This window comes from Histidinibacterium aquaticum, from assembly GCF_008710275.1.
Taxonomy (GTDB): domain Bacteria; phylum Pseudomonadota; class Alphaproteobacteria; order Rhodobacterales; family Rhodobacteraceae; genus Oceanicola; species Oceanicola aquaticus.
Genome location: NZ_VYQE01000001.1, coordinates 228113 through 252182 on the forward strand (window position 1 = coordinate 228113; position 24070 = coordinate 252182).

The following is a 24070-nucleotide window of genomic DNA, read 5'->3' on the forward strand; positions in this document are numbered from 1 at the left end:
GTGCGCCGCGCCGCGCGATCCGGCAACGACTTCAGTCGACCACGCGCCCCGCGTCGAGCCGAACCACCCGGTCCATCCGGCCGGCGAGCTCCAGGTTGTGCGTCGCGATCAGCGCCGCGAGCCCGGTGCCGCGCACCAACTCCATCAGCGCCGCGAAAACCCTCTCCGAGGTCGCGGGGTCGAGGTTGCCCGTGGGCTCGTCCGCGAGCAGGAGACGCGGCCGGTTCGCCAGGGCCCGGCAATAGGCCACCCGCTGCTGCTCGCCGCCCGAGAGCGCGGCGGGACGGTGGCTCGCCCGTTCTCCGACGCCCACCGTCTCCAGCAGGCCGCGCGCGCGGCGCGACGCCTCGGCCCGCGCGACTCCGTTGGCAAGCTGCGGCAGGACGATGTTCTCCTCGGCGGAGAACTCGGGCAGCAGGTGGTGAAACTGGTAGATGAAGCCCACCTCGCGCCGCCGGGCCGCCGTGCGCCGCCGGTCGGAGAGGTCTGTCATGTCCTCGCCGCCGATGGAGACGCGGCCCTCGTCAGGCGTGTCCAGAAGCCCCGCGATGTGCAGGAGCGTCGACTTGCCCGCGCCGGAGGGCGCGACAAGTGCCACGACCTCTCCCGGAGCGACGCTCAGGTCGACCCCCTGCAGCACGCGCACCTCGTTGGGGCGGCCGTGGTTGTAGCCCTTGCTCACCCCCTGCAGCGTCAGCTCACTCATAGCGCAGCGCCTCCACCGGGTTCATCCGGGCCGCGCGGCGGGCCGGGAAGATCGTGACCACCCAGGACAGGAAGAGCGAGAGCGACACGGCCGAGAGCACGTCTCCCGCCTCCAGCTTGGCAGGCAGCGCGTAGATGCCCCGGATCGACGGGTCCCAGACGCCGCCGCCCGACACCCAGTTCACGAGGCTGAAGATCGGATCGATGTAGATCGCGAAGAGGCAACCCATCGCCACGCCGAGCGCGGTCCCGATGGTGCCGATCGAGGCCCCGCAAAGGAAGAAGACCCGCAGGATCGAGCCCTGGCTGAGGCCCATGGTCCTCAGGATGCCGATGTCGCTGCTCTTGTTCTTCACCAGCATGATGAGGCCCGAGATGATGTTCATCGAAGCGATGAGGACGAGGATCGAAAGGATCACGAACATGACGTTGTCCTCGACCGTCAGCGCCCGGAGGTACGCGCCCTCGTTGTCCTTCCAGGAATAGAGCAGCGACCCGGGCGGCAGGGCCGAATAGACCGGGTCGATCCATCGCTCCACCTCGTCGGGGTTCTCGACGAAGACCTGGATCTCGTCGACCGTCCCCTCGCTGTTGAAGAAAGCCTGGGCGCGCTCCAGCGGCATGTAGATGCGTGTGCTGTCGGTGATGTAGCGGCCGGTCTGGAAGACGTAGACGACCTCGAAGAAGGCGCGTCGCGGGGTCCGGCCCACGGCGGTCTGGACCCCGCCCGCGGTCGTCAGCGAGACCCGGTCGCCCGGGACCAGGCCAAGCGCGGTCGCCACGCCGGAGCCGACCGCGACGCCATCCTCGACCTCGCCGAAGTCCGAGAGGCTGCCTTGCGAGGCCTGGGGGTCCTGGATTAGCGGGATATCCGCGAACTCCTGCGGCGCGATCCCGTAGACCTGGACGAAGGTCCCCTCCTCGCCCCGGCTGGCGAGCCCCTCGCCGTAGACCACCGGGTTCGCCCGCTCCACGCCCTCCAGCGCGGCGAGCTGCGCGGCGGTCTCCTCGTAGTCGTCGATGGTGTCGACCATGCGCGGCACCTCGACCGTCTGGTCGCCCTGGGTGACCGTCACCACCTCCTGCCGTTGCTGGCGGACGGTGAGATGGGCATTGGCGCCCACGATGGTGTCGACGAAATCCGCCCGGAAGCCCGAGCGCACGGCGAGCGTGGCCACCAGCGCGAAGACGGCGAGCGTCACGCCGACAAGACTGATCCAGGTCATCACGCTGACGCCGCCCTCGGCGCGGCGGGCGCGCAGGTAGCGCCAGGCGATCATCCACTCGAAACGCGAAAACGGTCGGGGTGTGCGGCTCATGGGACGCCTTTCCAAAGTCGGCCCTCCTTCTCCCGTCCCTCCGGTCCGGTCAAGATCGGGTCAAAACGGATTGTACCGTCGGCGAGGGCCGGTAAGGTAACGGTCGCGAGGGCCGGCCGGGAGGGTCGGGCCATGTAAATCAGCCGGAGAGACCCGTGACTGAATTCTACAACAGGGACAAGATCCATCCCGCTGCCCACATGCACGCCGAAGAAGTGGCAAAGGGCCAGCTCAGCCGGCGCGAGTTCCTCACGCGCGCCACGGCGCTCGGGGTGACCGCGACCACCGCCTACGGGCTGATCGGCCTGCAGAGCCCGGCCCGGGCGGCGCAGCACATCCAGCCCGGCGGCACCATCCGCATCCAGCAGGACGTCCGCGCCCTCCTGGACCCGCCGACCTTCAACTGGCCGCAGCTCGGCAACGTCGTGCGCGGCTTCCTCGAGTACCTCGTCCAGTACAACGCCGACGGCACCTTCGAGCCGCGGCTGCTGGAGAGCTGGGAGGTCAACGAGGACGCCACGCAATACATTCTCAACATCCGTCCCGGGGCGACCTGGAACGACGGGCGGGGCGAGCTGACCGCGCAGGACGTGGCCTACAACTTCACCCGATGGTGCGACGGCAACTGGGAAGGCAACTCGATGGCCTCCCGCATGTCGGCGCTGCAGAACGAGGACGGCTCCGGCCCCGCCGACGGCGCGATCGAGGTGGTCGACGACATGACGGTCCGGCTGAACCTCACCCGGCCCGACATCACCATCATCCCCGCCGTGACCGAGTACCCGGCCGCCATCGTCCCCGACGGCTGGTCCGGCGACCCGGCCTCGGACCCGGTGGGCACCGGCCCCTACCGCCTGGTGGAATACGAGGTCGGCGTCCGCGCCGTGCTCGAGAAGGACCCCGATCACCCGTGGTGGGGCGAAGGCGCCTACCTCGACCGGATCGAGTTCATCGACTACGGCACCGACGGCGCCGCCCACGTGGCCGCGGCCGAGGCCGAAGAGATCGACATGACCTACGAGACCGTGGGCGAATACGTCGAGATCTTCCAGGCCATCGGCTGGAACGAGAGCGAGTCGGTCTCGGCCAACACCATCGTCCTGCGCACCAACCGCGAGGCCGAGGTGAACGGGATGCGTCCCTACGAGGACGCCCGCGTGCGCCGCGCGCTCGCGCTGGCCACGAACAACCAGGTCCTGCTCGAGCTCGGCTACGCCAACCGCGGCACCCTGGCCGAGAACCACCACGTCTGCCCGATCCACCCGGAATACGCGGACATCGGCCCGGCGGAATACGATCCCGAGGCGGCCGTCGCGCTGCTGGAAGAGGCCGGCATGGCCGACTTCGAGCACGAGCTGATCTCGATCGACGACGACTGGCGCCGGAACACCTCCGACGCGATGGCGGCGCAGCTGCGTGACGCCGGCATCCCGGTCTCCCGGACGATCTACCCCGGCTCCACCTTCTGGAACGACTGGGCGAACTTCCCGTTCTCGTCCACCGACTGGGGCCACCGGCCGCTCGGCGTGCAGATCATGGCGCTCGCCTACCGAACGGGCGTGGCCTGGAACGAGACCGGGCTCGCCTCGGAGGAGTTCGACTCGATGCTCGACGAGGCCTCGGCCATCGCCGACGCCGACGAACGCCGGGCGATCATGCAGCGGATCGAGGAGTTCCTGCGCGAGGACGGCACCATCGTGCAGCCCTACTGGCGCTCGCTCTTCCGCCACTCCCGTCCGGGCGTGATCGGTGCCGAGAGCCACCCGATCAACGAGATCCACGTCCACACGCTGGGCCTCGAGGGCTGACCTCAGGCGGCGGGCGGCCCCGGGCCGCCCGCTCCGGCAAGGCCTTTCCACAGGCCTTGCCCAAGCCGCGTCGAAGCGGCTTTCCCCTCAGAAGTGCTTGCCGGACGCCGCGAAATCGGCGTGGGACAGCCCCTCGGCCGTCGCCGCGTCGCGGCCCTTCGCCGCCCAGAGCAGGCCGCGCCGCAGCAACTCCCGCGCGGGGCCGTGGTCGATCACGTTCGCCTTGTGACCGAGCGCGTTGTAGTGCACCCGGCCGATCCCCCAGCGGCGGCACCAGATCTGCGGGACGTCGACCGGTCCGTTTGCGGAATGGTACCAGTCCACCACCGGGAACCGCGTGGTGGCGAGGACATGGTTCGCCGGATCGACCTGCATGTAGTACTGCTCGCTCTCGACCTCGAAGTCGTCGATCCCCCGCGTGATCTCGTGCTCGCCGTCCGTGATGCGCAGCGTATACTTGACCCCGTCGCCGCCGGGATGCGCCACCCAGTTCGCACCCGTCATGAACTGCCAGAGCACGTTCTCGCGGAAGGCGTCGCACATTCCGCCATGACACCCGGCAAGGCCCGCGCCCCGGGCAACCGCCTCGCTCACCGCCTCGGCCTGGTGGGTCTCGATCTTCGACATCGTCCAGACCGGCACGATCAGGTCGAAGCCCGCCACGCGCTCGGCGTCGTCGAAGCAGGCGAGCGTGTCGTGCATCTCGGTCTCGAGGCCCTCGGCCTCCAGCATCGTCGCGAAGAGCGAGGCGACCTTGTCGGGCTCGTGGCCCTCCCATCCGCCCCATGTGATCAGTGCCTTGGCCATGTCCGGTCCTCCCATTGGTCGGCCGGACCCTATGGGCCGCCCGCCGCGGAGACCAGTCCCTCAGCAGCCCGAAAGCGTCGCCGCGATTCCGCCGATCCGCTCTTCGAGCGCCGCGCGATCAGGAAGGTCCGTCGGATAACCGATCCGCAGGTGCGCGAAGATCGGGTCGCCGCCACAGCTCTCGGCCGCCTCGACACGGAGGTAGACGACCCGGTCCTCGCCTTCCCCGGAGAGGACGAACCAGTCCTCGCCCGAGGCCTCGTAGGTGATCTCGACTCCTTCGCCGCCCAGGGCGTCCTTCCGGTCGGCGAGGTAGGCGTCGAGCGGCTGGGACAGGCGATGGCGGCCGAAGACCGCGATCCGGGCCCCGGCCTCTCCGAGGTAGCTCCGGCCGTCGGCGTTCGCCGGGGGTGGCTCGGCCTCGAATCCCTCCGGCACCTCCACGCGCACGCCGAAGCGGCCGGGCTCGACCGGTTCCGGCTCAGCCATCGCCAGTCCGGGAAGGAGACAGAGCGCGAGGAACCTCATTCGCCCGGCTCCAGCCTCCGCCGCAGGGGCGGCTCGGACCGGCCGGGGCGGCGCAGGGGCGGCTCCTGCGGCAGCCCCCTTTCGGCCCGCAACTGGCGGGAGCGGGGCGGCGCGGTTTCCTGCTGGGGCTCGTCGTCGTATTCGTCGTAGGGATCGCGACGGCGCGCGCCCCCGCGGAACGGCAGTGCCAGAAGCGACAGCATGCCCGCCACCGCGAGCCAGCCGGCGAGATAGCCCGCCCCGGCGGCCACGGCGCCCGGTAGGGTCAGCGGCAAGGCGGGCTCGAAGGCCTCCCAGGTGCCGCGGAAGGTCTCCGAGTCGCCCATCCGGTGCGGCAGCATCAGCCGCTCCATCGGCGTGGCCGTGTCGAGCGCGACCCTCGCCTCGCTCAGGCTCTCGTACCGGCGGATGGTCCGGGTCATGTCCGCCCGGCGGTCGTCGAGGAACGGCGTCCCCGTCATCTGTGCGAGCGCCGCATCGCGGGTCAGCCCCGACCTCTCCGCCGTGGCATCGAAATCCTCGACCACGACCGTCAGAGCGTCGATCTGCCCGCCGAGCCGCTGGACGTATTGCTGGGTGAACTCGGGATATTGCGACAGCGCCGCTCCCCCGGCGAGACCGCCGGCCAGCGCGAGCATACGGATGATCATGTCTGCCTCACTCCGGGACCTGCTCCGACCCGTGATTTTGCAGGAAAGACTAGCAGCCCCGAGAGAATCGGCAAAGCCCGGCAGCCATTCGCCCTGAACCTGTTGCCCGGGCGACCAGAGACCCCGCTGGCAACCGCAGGTGGCAAACCCCTCTGGAATGAACACTCTCGCGCCCCATTCGGAACAGAGTCCGAGATGAAGAAGAGGTTAACGAAGCACGACCAGAACAAGACGGAAGACATCATGGAAGACCTCGGAACCCTCTGCCGCGACTCCGAGCGCACCGACGACATCGACACCATTCTCAGAAAGGTGAGGGAAAAATACCGGATGGAGGTGGCCTACCTCTCCGAGTTCGTCGGGAACTCGGCCGTCTTTCGGCACGTCAGCGCCCCCGGCCTCGAGGGTCTCGCCAAGGCCGGCATGTCGATGGACCTGCGGGAGGTCTACTGCCTGCACATCCTGAAGGGCGACCTGCCGAACCTGATGACGGATACCGGCAATTTCGAGCTGGCGCGCGAGATCCCGATCACCACCGCCATCCCGATCGGATCCCACATGAGCGTCCCCGTCGAACGCGCCGACGGCAGCAACTACGGCATGCTCTGCTGTCTGGCCCGGCACACGAGCCCCGAACTCGGCGCGCCGGACCTTGAGGAGTTCCGCGGCTACGCCGAGCGCGTCCGGGCCCTCATTCACTGAGCCCCGCCGCGCGGCCGCGAACGGCCGCGCTGTCCCGGTACTCAGAGGTGTGGCGCGTAGATCTCCGCCACCCGCTCGACGGCGGCCTCGGGCGTCAGCTCCTCGCTTTCGCCCGTGCGGCGCGAGGTCAGCTCGACCACTCCATTCTTGAGGCCGCGCGGGCCGACCGTGATGCGCCAGGGCAGACCGATCAGGTCCATGGTGGCGAACTTCGCGCCCGCCCGCTCGTCGCGGTCGTCGTAAAGAGGCTCCAGCCCCTTCGCCATCAGTGCCGCTTCGAGCTTCTCGCAGGCGCCGTCGGCCTCGGCGTCGCCCTGCTTGAGGTTGACGATGCCGCAGTGGAATGGCGTCACGCCCTCGGGCCAGATGATGCCGTTGTCGTCATGGCTCGCCTCGATGATCGCGCCCAGAAGGCGCGACACGCCGATCCCGTGCGAGCCCATGTGCACCGGCACGGGCTTGCCGTCGGGGCCCTGCACCGTCGCGCCCATCGGCTCGGAATACTTGGTGCCGAAGTAGAAGATCTGCCCCACCTCGATGCCGCGCGCCCGGCGGCGGCGCTCCTCGGGGACCCGCTCCTCGAAGACGGCTTCCTCGTGGGTGTCATCGGTGCGGGCATAGCGCGAGGTGAACTCCTCCAGCACCGACTGGCACTGCTCGACGCTGTCGTAGTCGATCTCGCGATCGCCGAACTTCAGCTCGGTGATTTCGCTGTCGTAGAAGACCTCGGACTCGCCGGTCTCGGCCAGCACGAGGAACTCGTGCGTGTCGTCGCCGCCGATGGGGCCGCTCTCGGCGCGCATCGGGATCGCCTGCAGGCCCATACGCTCGTAGGTCCGCAGGTAGCTGACCAGGTGGCGGTTGTAGGCGTGCAGCGCGTCCTCGCGCGTCAGGTCGAAGTTGTAGCCGTCCTTCATCAGGAACTCGCGGCCCCGCATCACGCCGAAACGGGGGCGGATCTCGTCCCGGAACTTCCACTGGATGTGGTAGAGCGTCAGCGGCAGCTGCTTGTAGGAGCCGACGTAGGAGCGGAAGATGTCGGTGATCAGCTCCTCGTTGGTGGGACCGTAGAGCAGGTCGCGCTCGTGCCGGTCCTTGATCCGCAGCATCTCGGGGCCGTAGGCGTCGTACCGGCCGCTCTCCTGCCAGAGCTCGGCCGACTGCAGCGTCGGCATCAGCATCGGAACGTGGCCCGCGCGCTGCTGCTCCTCGTGGACGATCTGCTCGATCCGGCGCAGGACCCGGTAGCCCAGCGGCAGCCAGGAGTAGATCCCCGCCGAGGCCTGCTTGATCATGCCGGCCCGCAGCATCAGCCGGTGGCTGACGATCTGCGCCTCGGCGGGCGTCTCCTTGAGAACGGGCAGGAAGTAGCGGCTGAGGCGCATGGGAGGGGTCCGTCATTTTGCGTGTCCCGCGGGGGTGTAGAGCCCCGCCGCCTGCCGTTCAAGCGTCCGCGCGCCCCTTGCGCTCGGACCCGCAAGTCTCGAAAAGGTTGGAAGGCGACAGGAGAACGAGACCGATGGCCCTGCCCGTTCGAGAACAGGCGAAGTACTGGGGGATCGCGCTCGCGGTCTTCGTGCTCATCCTGTGGTTCCTCGGGGACGTCCTGACGCCCTTCGTGCTGGCCGGCGCCATCGCCTACCTGCTCGACCCCATCGCCGACTGGTTCGAGGCGCGCGGCCTGAACCGGGGCCTCTCGGTGGCGATCATCAGCGTCATCGCCGTCCTGCTCTTCGCCCTGCTCCTGTTGCTCGTGATCCCGACCCTGATCGGCCAGGCCGAGGGGCTCTTCGCCTTCTTCGCCGACCTCGTGGACCGCGCGCCCCTGCTGGCGGACCAGGCGGGCACCTGGATCGACGCCCGCTTCGGCATCACCATCGACGAGCAGGCGGTCCGCGAGCAGCTGATCGCGGTCGGCGAATTCGTCCGCGACCGCTCCGGCCAGCTCGCGACGGGCGTCCTGAGCTCCGCAGCCAGCCTCGTGAACGTCGTTGTCCTCTTCGTGCTCGTGCCAGTCATCACCGTCTACCTGCTGGTAGACTGGGACCGGATGGTCGCCCGCATCGACGACCTGCTCCCGCGCGAGCACGCCCCCACGATCCGCCGGATCTTCGCCGAAATCGACCAGACCCTCGCCTCCTTTATCCGGGGCCAGGGCACGGTCTGCCTGATCCTCGGCACCTTCTACGCCATCGCGCTCGGGATCATGCAGCTCAACTTCGGCATCGTCATCGGCGCCTTCGCAGGGTTCGTGTCCTTCATCCCTTACGTCGGCGCGATCCTGGGCGGGCTGCTCGCCATCGGCGTGGCCCTTGTGCAGTTCTGGGGCGACTGGTGGTGGATCGTCGGCGTGGCGCTCGTCTTCCAGGTCGGCCAGGTCGTCGAGGGCAACATCCTCACCCCCAATCTCGTCGGCTCCTCGGTGGGCCTTCACCCGGTCTGGCTGATCCTGGCGCTGGCGGTCTTCGGCGCGCTCTTCGGCTTCATCGGCCTGCTGATCGCCGTTCCGGTCGCCGCGGTGATCGGCGTCGTCGCCCGCTTCGGCGTCACCCAGTACCGGCACAGCGAACTCTACCGCGGGCCGGACGGGGCGCCCTGATGGGACGGCAGCTCGCCCTCGACCTCCCGCGCCGCATCGCGCTCGGGGCCGACGCCTATTTCGTCGGCGAGGCCAACGCGGACGCCTACGTCCAGGCCACCGCCCCTGAGACTTGGCCCGAGGGCAAGCTCGCCCTGGTCGGCCCGCCCGGATCCGGAAAGACCCACCTCGCCCGGCTCTTCGCCGACCGCACGGGCGCCCTGGTGCTGGAGGCCCCCGCCCTGACGCCCGCCACGGAACCGCCCCGCGCGCCGGCCATCGTGGTCGAGAACGCAGACCGGCTGCCGCGCGAGGCCGAAGAGACGCTCTTTCACATCCACAACGCCGCCCGCGCCGCGCGCACGCCGCTCCTTCTGACAGCGGCGACGCCGCCCTCGCGCTGGCCCACTCTCCTGCCCGATCTGCGCTCTCGGATGGAGGCTGCCCCGGTGGCCCGGATCGGCGACCCCGACGACCGTCTGCTGACCGCCGTCCTGGTCAAGCTCTTCGACGACCGGGGCCTCTCGCCGCCACCCGAGGCCGTCCGATACCTCGTCACCCGCATGCAGCGCTCCTTCGACGAAGCGGCCCGCATCGCCGACCTGCTCGACCGCGCCGCCCTCGCGGAACAGGCCAGGCTGACCATTCCGTTCATCCGCCGGGTCCTGCCGCCCGAGGACGAGACCGCATGAGCCGCGCCCGGATCAGACCCGTGGCGGCCGCCTCCGAGGCGGACTTCCTCAACGCGCCCTGCCCGGCCCCGACCGATCCGCAGGGCGACATGTCCGGCCCCGACCGTTTCTTCAACCGAGAGCTCTCCTGGCTGGGCTTCAACTGGCGCGTGCTGGAAGAGGCCGAGAACCCCGCCGTCCCCTTGCTGGAGCGGCTGCGGTTCCTCTCGATCTCCGCCACGAACCTCGACGAGTTCTACACCGTCCGCGTCGCGGGCCTGCGCGAGCTCGCTCTGTCGGGCAACACGACGCCGGCCGCCGACGGGCTGACCCCGGCCGAGCAGCTGCGCCTCATCGATGCCGACGCGCGGTCGCTGATGAAGCGGCAGCAGGACGTGCTGACGGTCCTGCGCGCCGAGATGGAAGAGGCCGGCATCTCCATCCTCTCGGCACAGGACGTGACCGAGGCGGACAAGCCCTTCCTCACCGAGACCTTTCTCGAGCAGGTCTTCCCGGTGCTCACGCCGCTGGCGATCGACCCGGCGCACCCCTTCCCCTTCATCCCGAACGAGGGCTTCGCCCTCGCGCTGCAGCTCCAACGGCGGCGCGACGGGCGGCTGCTGCGGGCGCTCCTGCCGGTGCCGCACCAGATCGACCGCTTCCTCGCCCTGCCGTCGGAAAGCGGCCACCGCTACCTGCCGCTCGAGGAGCTGCTGCTGCTCAATATCGGCAGCCTCTTCCCGGGCTACGCCCTCTCCGGGCACTGCGCCTTCCGCGTCCTTCGCGACAGCGACCTGGAAGTCGAGGAAGAGGCCGAGGATCTCGTCCGGGAGTTCGAGGTCGCGCTGAAGCGCCGCCGTCGCGGCGAGGTCGTGCGGCTGAAGCTCTCCGCCGGGGCGCCCGAGGGTCTTCGGCGCGTCATCATGGAAGAGCTACCGGTGCAGACCGACGAGGTGATCGAGGTCGACGGTCTCGTCGGCATCGGCGCGCTCTCCGAACTGGTGACCGACGACAGACCCGAGCTGCTCTGGCCGCCCTTCACCCCGCGCGTTCCGGAGCGGGTGCAGGACCACGAGGGGGACATGTTCGCCGCGATCCGGCAGAAGGACATGCTGCTGCATCACCCCTACGAGACCTTCGACATGGTGGTGCGGTTCATCCGGCAGGCCGCGAACGATCCCGACGTAGTGGCAATCAAGCAGACCCTCTACCGGACCTCCCGCAACTCGCCCATCGTCGATGCGCTTTGCGAGGCGGCGGAAGAGGGCAAGTCCGTGACCGCGCTGGTGGAGCTCAAGGCCCGCTTCGACGAGGCGGCGAACATCCGGCAGAGCCGCACGCTCGAACGGGCGGGGGCGCATGTCGTCTACGGCTTCATCAACTACAAGACGCATGCCAAAATAAGCACGGTCGTGCGGCGCGAAGGCAATCGGCTCGTCACATACACACACTGCGGTACTGGCAACTACCACCCGATCACTGCCAAGATCTACACCGACCTCAGCTTCTTCACCTGCGACGCGGCGCTGGGGCGGGATGCGACCAAGGTCTTCAACTACGTCGGCGGCTACGCCCAGCCCGAGGGGCTGGAGAACCTCCGGATCTCGCCCGACGGCATGAAGAGCTTCCTGCTCGACCGGATCGGCGCGGAGGCTGAGGCGGCCCGCGCCGGCCGTCCCTCCGGCGTCTGGGCCAAGATGAACGCGCTGATCGAGACCGACGTGATCGACGCGCTCTACGAGGCCTCCCAGGCCGGCGTGCCGATCGACCTCGTGATCCGCGGCATCTGCGGACTCCGGCCCGGAGTGAAGGGCCTCTCGGAGACCATCCGCGTGAAATCGATCATCGGGCGCTTCCTGGAGCATTCCCGCATCGTCTGCTTCGGCAACGGGCACGCCCTGCCCTCGGAACACGCCCGGGTCTTCTTCTCCTCAGCCGACTGGATGGGGCGGAACCTCAACCGCCGGGTCGAGACGCTGGTCGAGGCGATGAACCCGACCGTGAAGGCGCAGATCACCGAGCAGATCATGGCGGCGAACCTCGCGGACACCGCGCAGAGCTGGGTCATGGGGTCGGACGGGCAGTTCCGGCGGGCCAAGCTGACGGGCAACGAGCGCCCGTTCTCCGCCCACCGTTTCTTCATGGAGACGCCCTCGCTCTCCGGGCGCGGATCGGCCGGGGCCGACGACGTACCCGACCTCACCCATAGCGCGGACTGAGACAGGGGCGGGTCGGCGGGCTTGCCGGGAAATGATCAACGGGCGCCGCGTTAATCATGTTTTTATATCCTTTTCAGTAGGTTAACCACCTGTCCAAATTTGGACACTGCCTGCCCCTTCGTTTCGCTTGCCTCCCCCGCTCCAGTCGGGCAACCCTGCGTGCATGGACGACGCGGCCGAGACCGGCGAGACGTGGGGCGGCTTCGGCGCGCCCCTGCTGGGGAATCCCGAGGCCCAGGACCTGTCCCGGGTCGGCGTCGTCGACGTGGGCTCCAACTCCGTCCGTCTCGTCGTCTTCGACGGCGCCGCCCGGAGCCCGGCCTATTTCTACAACGAGAAGGTCATGGCCGGCCTCGGCGCCGGGCTGGGTGAAACCGGCCGGCTGAACCCCGAGGGCAAGGCCCGCGCCCTTTCCGCCATCCGCCGCTTCGCCGCGCTCGCCGACCGGATCGGCATCTCGCCCCTCACCACCGTCGCCACCGCTGCCATGCGCGATGCCGAGGACGGCCCCGCCTTCGCCGCCGAGATCGAGCGAGAAACCGGCGTCGCCCTGTGGATCGTTGACGGCGAGGAAGAGGCCCGCCTCTCCGCCCAAGGTGTGCTGCTGGGCTGGCCCGGCTCCTACGGTCTCGTCTGCGACATCGGCGGCTCGTCTATGGAACTGGCCCGGCTGCAGGACGGCGAAGTCGGCCGCCGTCTGACCTCCCCGCTCGGTCCGCTGAAGCTCGCCGGGGTGAAGGGCGGCAAGAAGGGGATGGAGGCCCACATCAAGGGCGTCATGTCCGACCTCTTCCAGCGCATGGGAGAGGAGACCGGCCAGCGCCTCTTCCTCGTCGGCGGCTCGTGGCGCGCCATCGCCCGGGTCGACATGGAGCGGAAGGACTACCCGCTCCACGTCCTGCACGAGTACCGTATGCGTCCGCGCGACGTTGCCAAGACCGCGGAGTTCATCCGGAAGTCCGACCTCCAGGCCCTTCGCAGCCGATGCGGCATTTCCGACGCCCGGATGAGCCTTGTTCCGCTGGCGAGCCAGGTCCTCACCGAGGTCATCCGAACCTTCAAGCCGAAGGACATCACCATCTCCTCCTACGGCATCCGCGAGGGGATGCTCTACGAGCAGATGAGCCCGGAGCTGCGCGCCCGCGATCCGCTGATCGAGAGCGCCCGCTTCGCCGAGGCCAAGGACGCTCGCCTGCCCGGCTTCGGGCGCGTGCTCTACGATTTCATCCTGCCGCTCTTTCCCCGAGCCGATTGGCAGAAGAAGCGCATCATCCGCGCTGCCTGCCTGCTTCACGACGTGAGCTGGCGCGCCCACCCGGACTACCGGGCGGAAGTGACCTTCGACAACGCGACGCGCGCCAACCTCGGCGGCCTGAAACACGCCGAGCGCATCTATCTCGGGCTCGCGCTGATGCACCGCTATTCCTCCAAGAAGGAGGGCACGGTCTACGAGCACCTGCTGACGCTGCTGAAGCCCGAGGAGCAGGCCGAGGCCGAGGTGCTGGGCCGCGCCATGCGCTTCGGGGCGATGCTCTGGATCCAGGCGGACGAGCCGCCGGGTCGGCTGCAATGGCACCCGAAGAAGAAGGTGCTGGTCCTGCACCTCAATGCCGCCGCGCGCCCCCTCTTCGGAGAGGTGGCCGAGGCTCGGCTCAAGAGCCTGGCCTCGGCGCTCGGCGGCGGCTACCTCGTCAAGATCGGCCGCTAGAGCTCGATTTCCTCGCCCGGCTCGGGCGCGTCCTCGGGACGCTCGTAGGGCGGCGCGTCCGGCTTGCGGCGAATGATGATGTCGCCGTTCGGAAGGACCTCGGGGCCCTCGTAGTACTGGGCCTGGTCGATGAGCCGGACCATGTCGCGGATCGCGGGGCCCATCTCGGAAGCCAGGGCCCGGACGCTGTCGCGCATTTCTTCCGAGAGCCCCTCCATCTGGTCGATGGCCGGACCGAGTTCTTCGACCAGCCCGCGCAGGACGAGGCGGCTGCCCTCTTCCATCAGGCTGAAGCCCTCGTTCATCTCCTCGTCTTCCTGCGCGGCGGCGGGAAGGGCGACCGAGAACGTGAGGGCGGCGGCAAGAGCGATGTGTCTCATGGGAGGCACCTTGGGGTTGGGGTCATGCTGAGAGACATAGGGCCGCGCCCGCGTCCGCCCAAGGTCAGATTGAAAGATCGAGCGTGACCGGAAAGTGGTCCGAGGCGGTGAGCAGCGCCTTTCGCAGATCGGCGTCGGCGTAGCAGTCCGGGTCCTCGAAGGGATGCCAGATACGCCAGTCCGGACCGCGCCCGAGCAGGTCCTCCGAGACCATGATGAAATCGAGCATCGCCGTCAGGTATCGTCCGTCGGGCGGCACACGGAAGCGCGCCGACGTTGGCCGGGCGGCCGTCCGGGTGAGCGGCGCGCCCGCGTGCGGATCGAAGAGCCGGGGCCCGTCCCCCTCTCCGGCAACGACTTCGACGCCCGACCGGCCGAAGAGCGCCTCGTAGTCGTCGAGGCCGGGGCCGTCGTTGAAATCGCCGAGCACGACGAGGCTCTCTCCGCGCGCGAGGTGCTCCTCCACCCGGGCACGCAACCAGATGCACTGGGCGAGTTGCTTGCGCCGGTTGGCAATCGAGACCGCCATGATCTGATCAGGCGTCCGCGCACCGTGCGGAGCCTTGGACTTGGCATGCACCCCAATCATCCGCAGCTCCGTTCCCGCCTCAGTCCTCACGGCGAGTTCCAGCGGCGGCTTCGACCAGCGGATGGTCTCGGGCGCACGGTCCACGTCGACGTCGATCCGGTAGCTCTGGTCGAAGCGCGGGACGCCTCCTCCGTTCGTGGCCCCCTGCGGATCGTGCCGCGCCTCCAACGCCTCGGGGTCGTAGAGCAGCGCGATCTCCTGCTGGGTGTCATTGACGAAGCCCATGAGCGCGGAGCGGGTCCGCAAGCCGAAGTGCCGCGCGAAAGTCCTGAGGGCGGCGATGCCGTCCCGCTTGGAGTGGGAATCCGGAGCCTCGATCACCATGACCGCATCGGCGTCTATCCGGGTCAGCACATGGGCGATGGCCTCCGCCTGCTCGTAGCGGCGGACGTCGCGGCGACCGGACCAGCCCCCGCCGGGGAGGAACTCCCCCTCGTCGTCGAACAGGTGGGTGAACCATTCGACGTTCCAGGTGGCGATCCTCACGCGCGGGCCTCGCTGATTTCCTCCCAGGCCTGGTTCACGGCGACCATGCGCTTCTCTGCGAGCTTCACCGCCTCCTCGGGCACGCCCCGCGCGATCATCACGTCGGGGTGGCTGTCGCGCACGAGCTTGCGCCAGGCCGCGCGGATCTCCTCCATCGGGGTGTCCGGAGTCACGCCGAGAACATCGTAGGGGTCGCGTTCGGCATCCGGGACGAACTGCGCCCGCAGGCGTGAGAAGCGCCGCTCGTCGAAGCCGAAGATCATCGCGACCTCGTGGAGAAACTCGTCCTCGTTCGGATGGTAGGCCCCGTCGGCGACGGCGATGTGAAAGAGCCCTTCCAGCAGGTCGGCGAGCGTATCGGCCTGGTCCTCGAACATCGCGGAGACCCGGCGGGCGTAGTCGCGGTACCCGGCGACGTCGGTGCGGGCCATGTTGAAGATGCGAGCGGCGTTCTTCTCCTGCGCCTCGGGGATGCTGAAGACCTCGCGGAAGGCCGTCACCTCGTTCCGGGTCACCTGGCCATCGGCCTTGGCCATCTTGGCGCCCAGCGCGATGACGGCGATGGCGAAGGCCGCGCGCCGCTCCGGCGGGCTGCGCAGCGCGTCGAAGATGGCCGTGAGCCCCTCGCCCTGGCGAAGGGCGGCAAGAGCGTCGGCGATGCGAGACCAGATTGACATGGGCGGAGCCTATCGGGGCGCGCCGGGATTGTCAGAGCCGTTTTTGCATCAGGACCAGGTCGATCCAGCGATCGAACTTGCGCCCCGCCTCGGGCAGCGTCGCGACCTGCGTGAAACCGCAGGCGGCATGAAATCCGATGCCGCTTTCGTTTTCGGCGCTGATCGCGGCCCAGAGGCTGTGGAACCGCGCCACCCGAGCATGATCCTCCACGGCCGAGAGCAGCGCCCGGCCGAGCCCGTGACCCTTGGACGCAGGATCGACGTAGAGGGTATGTTCCGCGGTATGGCGGTACCCGTCCCCCGCCCGGAACTGGCCGTAGTGCGCGAAGCCGACGACTTGCCCCGCGCCTTCTGCCACGAAGACCGGCGCTGTCGCGATGCGGTCGCGCACCTCCTCCGGAGTCTTCTCGACGGCGTGGAAGGTGGCGGTCGTCTCGCGGATATGGCGGTTCCAGATCGCGCGAATGATCTCCGCGTCGTCCGGCCGGGCGGGACGGATCACAGCGTGACCGGCCCGTTCGGCGTATCGATGACGGCCGTGAGACCGAGGGGCCCCTCTTCGATCGTCACGCGCGGGTCCACATCACCGAAACGGGTCGCGATGGTCGCGGCATCGGGATGGCGGACCGTCAGGCTCTGCAGCCTGCACCCGCTGTCACGCAGGCGATCGGCAGGGTGCAATGTGCCGGGAGCCCACTCCAGGAGCGTGGGCCAGGCGCCCTCCATCGGCAGGTGGCCGTCCTCCGGCACCGCGATCCGCCAGGAGAGGTCGCCCCGGGCGAGCGGTACCGGACGGCCGGCGTCAAAGGGCGTCTCGCCGAGGGCCACGTCCAGGTCCTCAACCGCGCAGAGCCAGGTCGCGAGCCGCGGCGCCCCCGCGTGATCGAGGCCGAACCAGCGGGGGCCGTCGGAGGCGGCGCCGGGGTCCGGAGCGATGACCTCGAGATAGATGTCACCGAGCCCAAGCAGGCGGTTGTGGGTCCCGTAATGGGCGTGGCTGCCGCCGTGCTCCAGCGCGACGCCGAGACGGGTCTCGGCCCAGGCGGCCCCCTCGGAGAGGGTTGCGCAGGCGATGGCGAGGTGGTCGAGCTTCATGCCCGCGCCTCCCGGACCAGCAGCAGGATGTCCTTGGCCGCTGCGGGGATATTCGTGCCGGGTCCGAAGATCGCCTTGACCCCGGCCTTCTGCAGGAACTCGTAGTCCTGGTGCGGGATCACGCCGCCGCAGATGACGATGATGTCCTCGGCCCCCTGCGCGCGGAGCGCCTCGACCAGCTTGGGCGCGAGCGTCTTGTGACCGGCGGCCTGCGAGGAGATGCCGACGATGTGCACGTCGTTGTCGACGGCGTCCTGCGCCGCCTCCTCGGGCGTCTGGAAGAGCGGGCCCACGTCCACGTCGAAGCCGATGTCGGCGAAAGCGGTGGCGATGACCTTGGCACCACGGTCGTGGCCGTCCTGGCCCATCTTCACCACGAGCATCCGCGGGCGGCGGCCTTCCTCCTCGGCGAAGCGCTCGACCTCCTTCTGGATCTCGGCAAATCCCTCGTCGCCCTCGTAGGCCGCGCCGTAGACCCCGGCGAGCGTTTTCACCTCGGCGCGGTGGCGGCCGAAGACCTTTTCCATGGCCATGCTGATTTCTCCGACGGTGGCGCGGTGGCGGGCGGCCTCGACGGCGGCCTCCAGCAGGTTGCCGCCCTCCTCCGCGCGGCGCGCGAGCTCGGTCAGCGCGGCGTCGCAGGCGGCCTGGTCGCGGCTGGCGCGGATGCGCTCCAGCGCGCGGATCTGGGAGTCGCGGACCTTCACGTTGTCCACGTCGAGGATGTCGATCGGGTCCTCGTGCTCCTTGCGGTACTTGTTGACGCCGACGATCACGTCCTCGCCCCGGTCGATCTTGGCCTGGCGGCGGGCGGCGGTCTCCTCGATCCGCAGCTTGGGCATGCCCGAGGCCACGGCCTCCGTCATCCCGCCCATGCGGTCGACCTCTTCCATGAGCTCCCAGGCTTTCTCGGCGAGGTCGTGCGTGAGACGCTCGACGTAGTAGGAGCCCGCAAGCGGATCGACGACATTGGTAATGCCGGTCTCTTCCTGCAGGATCAGCTGGGTGTTCCGGGCGATGCGGGCGGAATGGTCGGAGGGCAAGGCGATCGCCTCGTCGAGCGCGTTGGTGTGCAGGCTCTGCGTGCCGCCCAGCACGGCCGACATGGCCTCGTAGGCGGTGCGGACGACATTGTTGTACGGGTCCTGCTCGGCGAGGGAGACGCCGGAAGTCTGGCAGTGTGTGCGGAGCATGCTGCTGCGCGGGTTCTTCGGCGCGAACTCCGACATGACCCGGTGCCAGAGAAGGCGCGCGGCGCGGAGCTTGGCCGCCTCCATGAAGAAGTTCATGCCGATGGCAAAGAAGAAGCTCAGCCGCCCGGCGAAGCGGTCCACATCCATGCCCCGGCCGATGGCCGCGCGGACGTATTCGCGCCCGTCGGCGAGGGTGAAGGCGAGCTCCTGCACGAGGTTCGCCCCGGCCTCCTGCATGTGATAGCCGCTGATCGAGATCGAGTTGAAGCGTGGCATCTCGTTGGCCGTGTACTCGATGATGTCCGCCACGATCCGCATCGAGGGCTCGGGCGGATAGATGTAGGTGTTGCGGACCATGAACTCCTTGAGGATGTCGTTCTGGATGGTCCCGGAGAGCTGCGCGCGGTCGACGCCCTGCTCCTCTCCCGCCACGATGAAGCTCGCGAGGATCGGGATCACCGCGCCATTCATCGTCATGGAGACCGAGATCTCGGAGAGCGGGATGCTGTCAAAGAGGATCTTCATGTCCTCGACGCTGTCGATGGCCACGCCCGCCTTGCCGACGTCGCCCTCCACCCGGGGATGATCGCTGTCGTAGCCGCGGTGGGTGGCGAGGTCGAAGGCGACCGAGACGCCCTGCTGGCCGCCCGCGAGCGCGCGGCGGTAGAAGGCATTGCTCTCCTCGGCGGTGGAGAAACCCGCGTACTGCCTGATGGTCCAGGGCCGGCCGGCGTACATCGTGGCCTTCACCCCGCGTGTGAAGGGAGCCGCCCCGGGGATCGATCCGAGGTGTGGCAGACCCTCGAGGTCGGCCTCGGTGTAGAGCGGCTTGACCGGTATGCCCTCGAGCGTCTGCCACGTCAGCTCTTCCGGGTCGCGGCCCTTGCGCTCCTCGCGCGCGATCTCTTCCCAGCTCCGGCGGGCGGCGTCCTCTGCCATGTTCCTATCCTCCTGACCGGCGCGCGGCGACGCCCGGTCGCCACACTGCGCACCCGATTCTAAAATTGTCGTGGGGTGAGAGGGACCTGCTCTGGGTCCGGCGGCCCTCACGCCCTATATGTGAGGGCATGATCCGGTTCGTTCTCGCCCTCGCCCTCCTGTCGGCTGCGCCCGTTCTGGCGCAGGAGACGGCCTCTTCCACCATGCAGACCACGGATGCGGAGCCAGATCCCATGACCGCTCTCGACCGCTGGCGCGCGGCGCCGACGACCGTCTTCGATGCCGCCGAAATCTCGCTCGACGATTTCATGTGGGAGGCGCGGCCCATCGTGGTCTTCGCCGATAGCCCGAACGACCCGAACTTCCGGCGGCAGATGCAGCTGATCGAGAACCGGCCGGAGGACCTTGCCGAGCGGGACGTGCTGGTCGTGACCGACACCGATCCCTCCGCGGAATCCGACATCCGCCAGAGGCTGCGGCCGCGCGGCTTCATGCTGGCGCTCATCGGCAAGGACGGCCAGGTGAAGCTGCGCAAGCCGCTCCCATGGGACGTGCGGGAGCTGTCGCGCTCCATCGACAAGATGCCTCTGCGCCAGCAGGAAATCGACGACCGCCGATAGCGGGCGCCTAGACGTTCCCGCGCATGAAGACGGCGAGACCCCGGTCGAAATCCGCGAGCACCAGGGCGTTGCCGCCGGGATCGTAGATCGTCCATGCCCCGGGCGTCATCAGGACCGCGAAGACGCCGCGCGCGATATGCTCCGGCATGCATTCCCGCGGTCCGGTGGCCGACGACAGCAAACCAAGGCCCTTGGGCAAGTCCTTCGACATCATCGCCCGGCTGAAATCGTTGGGCGAACGGCCTGCCATGTGGATAGCCACCGCATGCCCCTGTCCGACGTGCCAGAGCGCCCGATCCACGTCCGAGACGTGGTAGAGCGTGCCGCGCGCCCTGTTCCGCGTCAGCCGGTAGACCGCCACGGCGCAGTACGGCGAGGCGTTGAAGAAGACCTCCTCCCCCGGGTAGAGCCAGGCCTCCGTCGTTGCGCGCGCAGTCTGTGAGCTGTCCACGCGGCAGCCCGAGAGCGTCATCGAGACAACCAGAATGACAATGAACCGTGCCACGCGTGTGCCGCCCTTTCCCCCCGGGAGAGAGCCTAGCCGCGAGAGCTTTCGGATCGGTTAGGGCGCGCATGGCCTCATTCGAACTCCATGATGACGTCGTCCACCGCGAGGCTGTCTCCCGCCCCCGCGTTGACCCTGGAGACCACCGCCCGCCGCTCGGCGCGCAGGATGTTCTCCATCTTCATCGCCTCCACGGTGCAGAGCGCCTGGCCCTCCTGCACCTCCTGGCCCTCCTCCACGTCGATCTTCACGACGAGGCCCGGCATCGGGCAGAGCAGCATCTTGGAGGTATCGGGGGGGACCTTCTCGGGCATCAGCGCGGCAAGCTCGGCCTGCCGGGGCGTGCGGACATGGACCTTGAGGTCGGCGCCGCGTGAGCGGAGGCGGAAGCCGCCGGAGATCTTCTCGACCTTCAGGACCAGGGGCTGACCGCCGACCGTCAGCCGCGCCAGGGAGCGCCCCGGCGTCCAGTCGCTCTCGACACGGGTCTCGGCACCGTCGGCGAAACGCACCGTTGCGCCCGAGCGGTCGGCGTCGACGGTCACGGCCTGGGACTGGCCCTGCAGCGAGACGACCCAGTCCGCGCCCACCCTGCGTTCGTGGTTGCCCAGCCGGCCGGAGACGCGGGTGCGCCGGATCTCGGCGACCCGGTTCATCGCGGCGGCGGCGGCGGCGATCCGGCGGATGGCCTCGTCGGGCAGGGTCACGCCCTCGAAGCCCTCGGGGTACTCCTCGGCGATGAAGCCCGTGGTCATCTTGCCCGAGACGAAGCGCGGATGGTCCATGACGGCGGAGAGGAACGGCAGGTTGTGCCCGATCCCCTCGACCTCGAAGCCGTCGAGCGCGCGGCGCATCTCCTCGATCGCCTCCGACCGGGTCGGCGCCCAGGTGCAGAGCTTGGCGATCATCGGGTCGTAGAACATCGAGATCTCGCCGCCCTCGAAGACCCCGGTGTCGTTGCGCACCGCGCGGGTCGGGCCAGCCTCTTCCGCGGGCGGTCTGTACCTGGTCAACCGGCCGATGGACGGCAGAAAGCCCCGGTAGGGATCCTCGGCGTAGAGCCGGCTCTCGATGGCCCAGCCCGTGAGCGTCACGTCCTCCTGCCTGATCGAGAGCGGCTCGCCGTGGGCGACCCGGATCATCTGTTCGACAAGGTCGATGCCGGTGATGAGCTCGGTCACCGGATGCTCCACCTGCAGGCGGGTGTTCATCTCGAGGAAGTAGAAGTTCCGCTCGCCGTCCACGATGAACTCGACCGTCCCGGCCGAGGCGTATCCCACGGCCTGGGCCAGCGCGACGGCCTGCTCGCCCATCTTCTTGCGCGTCGCCTCGTCGAGGAAAGGCGACGGAGCCTCCTCGATGACCTTCTGGTTGCGGCGCTGGATCGAGCACTCACGCTCGCCGAGGTAGATGCAGTTGCCGTCGCCGTCGGCGAGAACCTGGATCTCGATGTGCCGGGGTTGGGTGACGAACTTCTCGATGAAGATGCGGTCATCTCCGAAGCTGGCGGAGGCCTCGTTCTTGGAGGACTGGAAGCCCTCGCGCGCCTCCTCGTCGTTCCAGGCGATCCGCATGCCCTTGCCGCCGCCCCCGGCACTGGCCTTGATCATCACCGGGTAGCCGATCTCGCCGCTGATCTTCACCGCCTCGTCCGCGTCCTCGATCAGCCCCATGTATCCGGGCACGGTGGAAACCCCGGCCTCCTGGGCGATCTTCTTGGAGGTGATCTTGTCGCCCATCGCCTCGATGGCTCCGACCGGCGGGCCGATGAAGGCCACGCCCTCCGCCTCCAGCGCCTGCGCGAACTTCGGGTTCTCCGAGAGGAAGCCGTATCCCGGGTGAACCGCCTGCGCGCCGGTCTGCCGGATCGCTTCCATCACCCTCTCGATGGCGATGTAGGACTGGTTGGCCGGCGGCGGGCCGATGTGCACGGCCTCGTCGGCCATGCGGACGTGCAGCGCGTGGCGGTCGGCCTCCGAATGGACGGCGACGGTGGCGATACCCATGCGCCGGGCCGTCTTGATGACCCGGCAGGCGATCTCGCCCCGGTTGGCGATCAGGATCTTGTCGAACATGTCCCCTCGTTCCCTTCGGGCCCTTGCCCCGGACAAGCGAAAGCCGCCGGCGCTCCTCGCACCGGCGGCTCTCCATTGGTCTTCGATGTCCCCGTGGGGACGATCAGGCAGTCTTCAGCAGACGCCGGCCGAGTTGGCCACGGCGCCAGCGGCACCACCGGCGAGCGCACGGCCCGCGGTGACGCGGTTGTCGCCACCGGAAAGCAGGCCGGAGGCCGCACCGGTCGCCGCACCAATCGCGGCGCAGTCGGCGCCGGTCGTGGTGTTCGGGTTGTAGGCGCAGGCCGAGGCCGTGATGCCGAAGACCGCGATGACGGCGGGTTTAATGAGCTTTTGCATTCCGTTACTCCGAGAGTCCTTGGTTGTGTTTCGCAGCCTGCATGCCCAGCGCTGTTGGCGCAAGGGTCAGATGCGGCTCTCTTCACCGCCCCATGGGGGTGGGGTGGCCTGCTTGGGGAAAGACAGGGCCACCCCGAAGGGGAAGGGTAACGTTTTGGACAAAAGCCCGGCCAAGTATCGCTGGACGCCCGGCCGGTGATCCGAGACTGGCACGACTTGGCCCCGCCTCTGAGGGCAAATTTCGCCCCCCCTGCCGGTTTGGCCGAAACCCGCCAACGGGCGGGGGACGTCGGCATGATAGCGCCGACCCGGACCGGAGGCAGCAAGGTCATGGGGCCCAGTCCGGATCGAAAATCTGGGGGAAACTGGCCCGTGCCCGGTCCATGTCGACCCGCAAAAGCGAATCGTAGCTCTCGGGATCGAAGGGCTCCTCGGCCGCCACCACCTCCCGTCCGAAGAGCCACGAGAGGCGGCCCGCGTCGAGATTGCCGCGCTCGAAGGGCTCCTCTCCGAAGTGCTCCTTGAGCGCCCAGAGAAACCCCTCGTCGGCGCGGCGGTCGGCCGGACGGCGGTCGGCGTAGCGCTCGCGCGCGACGAGCTTGGTCGCCCCCGCCTTGTTCGCCCGCCGGATGGTGAACTGGTAGTCCGTGCCCGGCAGACGGGAGGGAAAGCCGCGGTGCTTTTCCATCAGAAGCCCTCCCAGATGCAGCCGTCCTCGGCGTCGACGCTGAAGACCTCGAAGAACTGGACCGCCTCCGGGTCCCGCGTGCCGAACTCCACTTCGCGGTCGGCCATGGAGATGACGACCTCGGCCGCCTCCCAGGTGTTCTGCGCGAGCGCGGGAAGGATCACTGTCTCGCAGAGCCAGGGAAAGACCTCGGACATGTCGGTGTAGGTGATGCCGTTGTCCTGCTCGATGGCGATGCCCGGGGCGAGGAAGAGGAAGCGCGCGATCCCCATCTCCTTTTCGAGGATGACGTCGTAGAGGACGACGGCCTGGCCTGTCGGCGTTTCGATCTCGGCCGAGAGAGCGGGGCCGGCGCTCAGGGCAGCGGCCAGAGTGAAGACACGCAGCATCAGTCGGGCCTCCTCGCGAGGCAGTCGATCTCGACCAGGGCACCCACGGCCAGCGCGGTGACACCTATGGTGGTGCGCGCGGGGCGCCGTTCTGCGGGGAAATAGCCCTGGTAGACCTCGTTGAACGCGGCGTAGTCCCGCTCGAATGCGGTCAGGTAGCAGCGGCACTGGGCGACGTCGGACAGAGCCAGTCCGAGACCGTCCAGAACGACCTCGAGGTTCTCCATCACCCGCCGGGTCTGGGCATCGATCCCCTCGGGGAGCGGCCCGTCCGGCGCCGCGGGGTCGGTCGGCATCTGTCCCGTCAGCATCACCCAGCCGCCGCCCTCCACGGCGTGGGAGAAAGGCGCCACCGGCCGGGGCCCGCCGTCGATCATGTGAAAGAGAAGGTCGGACATGG

At 68.8% G+C, this 24070-nt stretch carries 25 protein-coding genes; 7 read left to right on the top strand and 18 right to left on the bottom strand.

Going from position 1 to position 24070, the window contains the following annotated elements; genetic code table 11:
• Positions 1-31 precede the first annotated feature (31 nt).
• Both F3S47_RS01130 and F3S47_RS01135 read right to left on the bottom strand, forming a co-directional pair.
• Positions 32-706: an ABC transporter ATP-binding protein gene (locus F3S47_RS01130; protein ID WP_150443386.1), complete on the bottom strand. Its 675-nt coding sequence runs from the start codon at positions 704-706 to the stop codon at positions 32-34.
• Positions 699-2024, bottom strand: coding sequence for an ABC transporter permease (locus tag F3S47_RS01135; RefSeq protein ID WP_150443387.1), 1326 nt, complete (start codon positions 2022-2024; stop codon positions 699-701). Before F3S47_RS01135 ends, F3S47_RS01130 begins: the two co-directional genes overlap by 8 nt.
• 200 nt (positions 2025-2224) lie before the next feature.
• Here F3S47_RS01135 and F3S47_RS01140 point away from each other — a divergent pair, with 200 nt between their 5' ends.
• Complete coding sequence (locus F3S47_RS01140) at positions 2225-3832, top strand: ABC transporter substrate-binding protein (RefSeq protein WP_150444169.1); 1608 nt, start codon at positions 2225-2227, stop codon at positions 3830-3832.
• An 87-nt stretch (positions 3833-3919) separates the two neighbouring features.
• On the opposite strand, the gene F3S47_RS01145 is transcribed toward F3S47_RS01140, so the two are convergent.
• From F3S47_RS01145 to F3S47_RS01155, 3 genes are read right to left on the bottom strand one after another with little or no spacing between them, the layout of a single operon-like run.
• Positions 3920-4639: a ThuA domain-containing protein gene (locus F3S47_RS01145; RefSeq protein ID WP_150443388.1), complete on the bottom strand. Its 720-nt coding sequence runs from the start codon at positions 4637-4639 to the stop codon at positions 3920-3922.
• Between the two features lie 60 nt (positions 4640-4699).
• Entirely contained in the window at positions 4700-5167 is a 468-nt protein-coding gene (locus F3S47_RS01150; protein WP_150443389.1) for a hypothetical protein, read from the bottom strand.
• Positions 5164-5817, bottom strand: coding sequence for a DUF2937 family protein (locus F3S47_RS01155; protein ID WP_150443390.1), 654 nt, complete (start codon positions 5815-5817; stop codon positions 5164-5166). Before F3S47_RS01155 ends, F3S47_RS01150 begins: the two co-directional genes overlap by 4 nt.
• A 195-nt stretch (positions 5818-6012) precedes the next feature.
• Between F3S47_RS01155 and F3S47_RS01160 the strand changes: the two genes are divergently transcribed.
• Complete coding sequence (locus tag F3S47_RS01160; protein ID WP_150443391.1) at positions 6013-6519, top strand: hypothetical protein; 507 nt, start codon at positions 6013-6015, stop codon at positions 6517-6519.
• Positions 6520-6560: 41 nt separating this feature from the next.
• On the opposite strand, the gene proS is transcribed toward F3S47_RS01160, so the two are convergent.
• The gene (gene proS, locus F3S47_RS01165) at positions 6561-7904 is read right to left on the bottom strand and encodes a proline--tRNA ligase (protein WP_150443392.1); all 1344 of its coding nucleotides are present in this window, start codon (positions 7902-7904) and stop codon (positions 6561-6563) included.
• A 134-nt stretch (positions 7905-8038) separates the two neighbouring features.
• Here proS and F3S47_RS01170 point away from each other — a divergent pair, with 134 nt between their 5' ends.
• The 4 genes from F3S47_RS01170 (at position 8039) to F3S47_RS01185 (ending at position 13695) form a co-directional block, all read left to right on the top strand.
• On the top strand, positions 8039-9118 hold the full coding sequence (locus tag F3S47_RS01170) for an AI-2E family transporter (protein WP_150443393.1): 1080 nt from the start codon (positions 8039-8041) through the stop codon (positions 9116-9118).
• Positions 9118-9789: an HdaA/DnaA family protein gene (locus tag F3S47_RS01175; protein ID WP_150443394.1), complete on the top strand. Its 672-nt coding sequence runs from the start codon at positions 9118-9120 to the stop codon at positions 9787-9789. The genes F3S47_RS01170 and F3S47_RS01175 overlap by 1 nt, the downstream gene beginning before the upstream one ends.
• Complete coding sequence (locus tag F3S47_RS01180; RefSeq protein WP_150443395.1) at positions 9786-11987, top strand: RNA degradosome polyphosphate kinase; 2202 nt, start codon at positions 9786-9788, stop codon at positions 11985-11987. The genes F3S47_RS01175 and F3S47_RS01180 overlap by 4 nt, the downstream gene beginning before the upstream one ends.
• Positions 11988-12150: 163 nt before the next feature.
• A complete protein-coding gene (locus F3S47_RS01185) occupies positions 12151-13695 on the top strand; it encodes a Ppx/GppA family phosphatase (protein WP_150443396.1) in 1545 nt (514 codons plus the stop codon).
• On the opposite strand, the gene F3S47_RS01190 is transcribed toward F3S47_RS01185, so the two are convergent.
• The 6 genes from F3S47_RS01190 to scpA form a co-directional block, all read right to left on the bottom strand.
• Complete coding sequence (locus F3S47_RS01190; RefSeq protein WP_150443397.1) at positions 13692-14075, bottom strand: hypothetical protein; 384 nt, start codon at positions 14073-14075, stop codon at positions 13692-13694. The genes F3S47_RS01185 and F3S47_RS01190 overlap by 4 nt on opposite strands.
• 64 nt (positions 14076-14139) lie before the next feature.
• On the bottom strand, positions 14140-15150 hold the full coding sequence (locus F3S47_RS01195) for an endonuclease/exonuclease/phosphatase family protein (protein WP_150443398.1): 1011 nt from the start codon (positions 15148-15150) through the stop codon (positions 14140-14142).
• On the bottom strand, positions 15147-15827 hold the full coding sequence (locus F3S47_RS01200) for a molecular chaperone DjiA (RefSeq protein ID WP_150443399.1): 681 nt from the start codon (positions 15825-15827) through the stop codon (positions 15147-15149). The genes F3S47_RS01195 and F3S47_RS01200 overlap by 4 nt, the downstream gene beginning before the upstream one ends.
• A 31-nt stretch (positions 15828-15858) precedes the next feature.
• Positions 15859-16329 (bottom strand): GNAT family N-acetyltransferase, encoded by a 471-nt coding sequence (locus tag F3S47_RS01205; RefSeq protein WP_150443400.1) that lies wholly within the window; start codon positions 16327-16329, stop codon positions 15859-15861.
• Entirely contained in the window at positions 16326-16922 is a 597-nt protein-coding gene (locus F3S47_RS01210) for a VOC family protein (RefSeq protein ID WP_150443401.1), read from the bottom strand. The genes F3S47_RS01205 and F3S47_RS01210 overlap by 4 nt, the downstream gene beginning before the upstream one ends.
• Entirely contained in the window at positions 16919-19054 is a 2136-nt protein-coding gene (gene scpA, locus F3S47_RS01215) for a methylmalonyl-CoA mutase (RefSeq protein WP_150443402.1), read from the bottom strand. The genes F3S47_RS01210 and scpA overlap by 4 nt, the downstream gene beginning before the upstream one ends.
• Before the next feature lie 128 nt (positions 19055-19182).
• Here scpA and F3S47_RS01220 point away from each other — a divergent pair, with 128 nt between their 5' ends.
• Positions 19183-19674 (top strand): DUF4174 domain-containing protein, encoded by a 492-nt coding sequence (locus F3S47_RS01220; RefSeq protein ID WP_150443403.1) that lies wholly within the window; start codon positions 19183-19185, stop codon positions 19672-19674.
• 7 nt (positions 19675-19681) lie between these two features.
• Here the strand turns inward: F3S47_RS01220 and F3S47_RS01225 are convergent, their stop codons facing one another.
• The 6 genes from F3S47_RS01225 to F3S47_RS01250 form a co-directional block, all read right to left on the bottom strand.
• Positions 19682-20179 (bottom strand): hypothetical protein, encoded by a 498-nt coding sequence (locus F3S47_RS01225; RefSeq protein ID WP_150443404.1) that lies wholly within the window; start codon positions 20177-20179, stop codon positions 19682-19684.
• A 74-nt stretch (positions 20180-20253) separates the two neighbouring features.
• Entirely contained in the window at positions 20254-22254 is a 2001-nt protein-coding gene (locus tag F3S47_RS01230; RefSeq protein ID WP_150443405.1) for an acetyl-CoA carboxylase biotin carboxylase subunit, read from the bottom strand.
• 114 nt (positions 22255-22368) lie between these two features.
• Entirely contained in the window at positions 22369-22593 is a 225-nt protein-coding gene (locus F3S47_RS01235; RefSeq protein WP_150443406.1) for a hypothetical protein, read from the bottom strand.
• A gap of 328 nt (positions 22594-22921) precedes the next feature.
• Entirely contained in the window at positions 22922-23281 is a 360-nt protein-coding gene (locus tag F3S47_RS01240) for a hypothetical protein (RefSeq protein WP_150443407.1), read from the bottom strand.
• Positions 23281-23670: a DUF6497 family protein gene (locus F3S47_RS01245; protein WP_150443408.1), complete on the bottom strand. Its 390-nt coding sequence runs from the start codon at positions 23668-23670 to the stop codon at positions 23281-23283. Before F3S47_RS01245 ends, F3S47_RS01240 begins: the two co-directional genes overlap by 1 nt.
• A complete protein-coding gene (locus F3S47_RS01250; RefSeq protein WP_223877674.1) occupies positions 23670-24068 on the bottom strand; it encodes a RidA family protein in 399 nt (132 codons plus the stop codon). Before F3S47_RS01250 ends, F3S47_RS01245 begins: the two co-directional genes overlap by 1 nt.
• Positions 24069-24070: the final 2 nt, after the last annotated feature.

Excerpts from the sequence above, each read along its gene's own strand:
- F3S47_RS01130 (WP_150443386.1), bottom strand. The coding sequence starts at position 706 with ATGAGTGAGCTGACGCTGCAGGGGGTGAGCAAGGGCTACAACCACGGC.
- F3S47_RS01135 (WP_150443387.1), bottom strand. The coding sequence starts at position 2,024 with ATGAGCCGCACACCCCGACCGTTTTCGCGTTTCGAGTGGATGATCGCC.
- F3S47_RS01140 (WP_150444169.1), top strand. The coding sequence starts at position 2,225 with ATGCACGCCGAAGAAGTGGCAAAGGGCCAGCTCAGCCGGCGCGAGTTC.
- F3S47_RS01145 (WP_150443388.1), bottom strand. The coding sequence starts at position 4,639 with ATGGCCAAGGCACTGATCACATGGGGCGGATGGGAGGGCCACGAGCCC.
- F3S47_RS01150 (WP_150443389.1), bottom strand. The coding sequence starts at position 5,167 with ATGAGGTTCCTCGCGCTCTGTCTCCTTCCCGGACTGGCGATGGCTGAG.
- F3S47_RS01155 (WP_150443390.1), bottom strand. The coding sequence starts at position 5,817 with ATGATCATCCGTATGCTCGCGCTGGCCGGCGGTCTCGCCGGGGGAGCG.
- F3S47_RS01160 (WP_150443391.1), top strand. The coding sequence starts at position 6,013 with ATGAAGAAGAGGTTAACGAAGCACGACCAGAACAAGACGGAAGACATC.
- proS (WP_150443392.1), bottom strand. The coding sequence starts at position 7,904 with ATGCGCCTCAGCCGCTACTTCCTGCCCGTTCTCAAGGAGACGCCCGCC.
- F3S47_RS01170 (WP_150443393.1), top strand. The coding sequence starts at position 8,039 with ATGGCCCTGCCCGTTCGAGAACAGGCGAAGTACTGGGGGATCGCGCTC.
- F3S47_RS01175 (WP_150443394.1), top strand. The coding sequence starts at position 9,118 with ATGGGACGGCAGCTCGCCCTCGACCTCCCGCGCCGCATCGCGCTCGGG.
- F3S47_RS01180 (WP_150443395.1), top strand. The coding sequence starts at position 9,786 with ATGAGCCGCGCCCGGATCAGACCCGTGGCGGCCGCCTCCGAGGCGGAC.
- F3S47_RS01185 (WP_150443396.1), top strand. The coding sequence starts at position 12,151 with ATGGACGACGCGGCCGAGACCGGCGAGACGTGGGGCGGCTTCGGCGCG.
- F3S47_RS01190 (WP_150443397.1), bottom strand. The coding sequence starts at position 14,075 with ATGAGACACATCGCTCTTGCCGCCGCCCTCACGTTCTCGGTCGCCCTT.
- F3S47_RS01200 (WP_150443399.1), bottom strand. The coding sequence starts at position 15,827 with ATGTCAATCTGGTCTCGCATCGCCGACGCTCTTGCCGCCCTTCGCCAG.
- F3S47_RS01210 (WP_150443401.1), bottom strand. The coding sequence starts at position 16,922 with ATGAAGCTCGACCACCTCGCCATCGCCTGCGCAACCCTCTCCGAGGGG.
- scpA (WP_150443402.1), bottom strand. The coding sequence starts at position 19,054 with ATGGCAGAGGACGCCGCCCGCCGGAGCTGGGAAGAGATCGCGCGCGAG.
- F3S47_RS01220 (WP_150443403.1), top strand. The coding sequence starts at position 19,183 with ATGATCCGGTTCGTTCTCGCCCTCGCCCTCCTGTCGGCTGCGCCCGTT.
- F3S47_RS01230 (WP_150443405.1), bottom strand. The coding sequence starts at position 22,254 with ATGTTCGACAAGATCCTGATCGCCAACCGGGGCGAGATCGCCTGCCGG.
- F3S47_RS01235 (WP_150443406.1), bottom strand. The coding sequence starts at position 22,593 with ATGCAAAAGCTCATTAAACCCGCCGTCATCGCGGTCTTCGGCATCACG.
- F3S47_RS01240 (WP_150443407.1), bottom strand. The coding sequence starts at position 23,281 with ATGGAAAAGCACCGCGGCTTTCCCTCCCGTCTGCCGGGCACGGACTAC.
- F3S47_RS01245 (WP_150443408.1), bottom strand. The coding sequence starts at position 23,670 with ATGCTGCGTGTCTTCACTCTGGCCGCTGCCCTGAGCGCCGGCCCCGCT.
- F3S47_RS01250 (WP_223877674.1), bottom strand. The coding sequence starts at position 24,068 with ATGTCCGACCTTCTCTTTCACATGATCGACGGCGGGCCCCGGCCGGTG.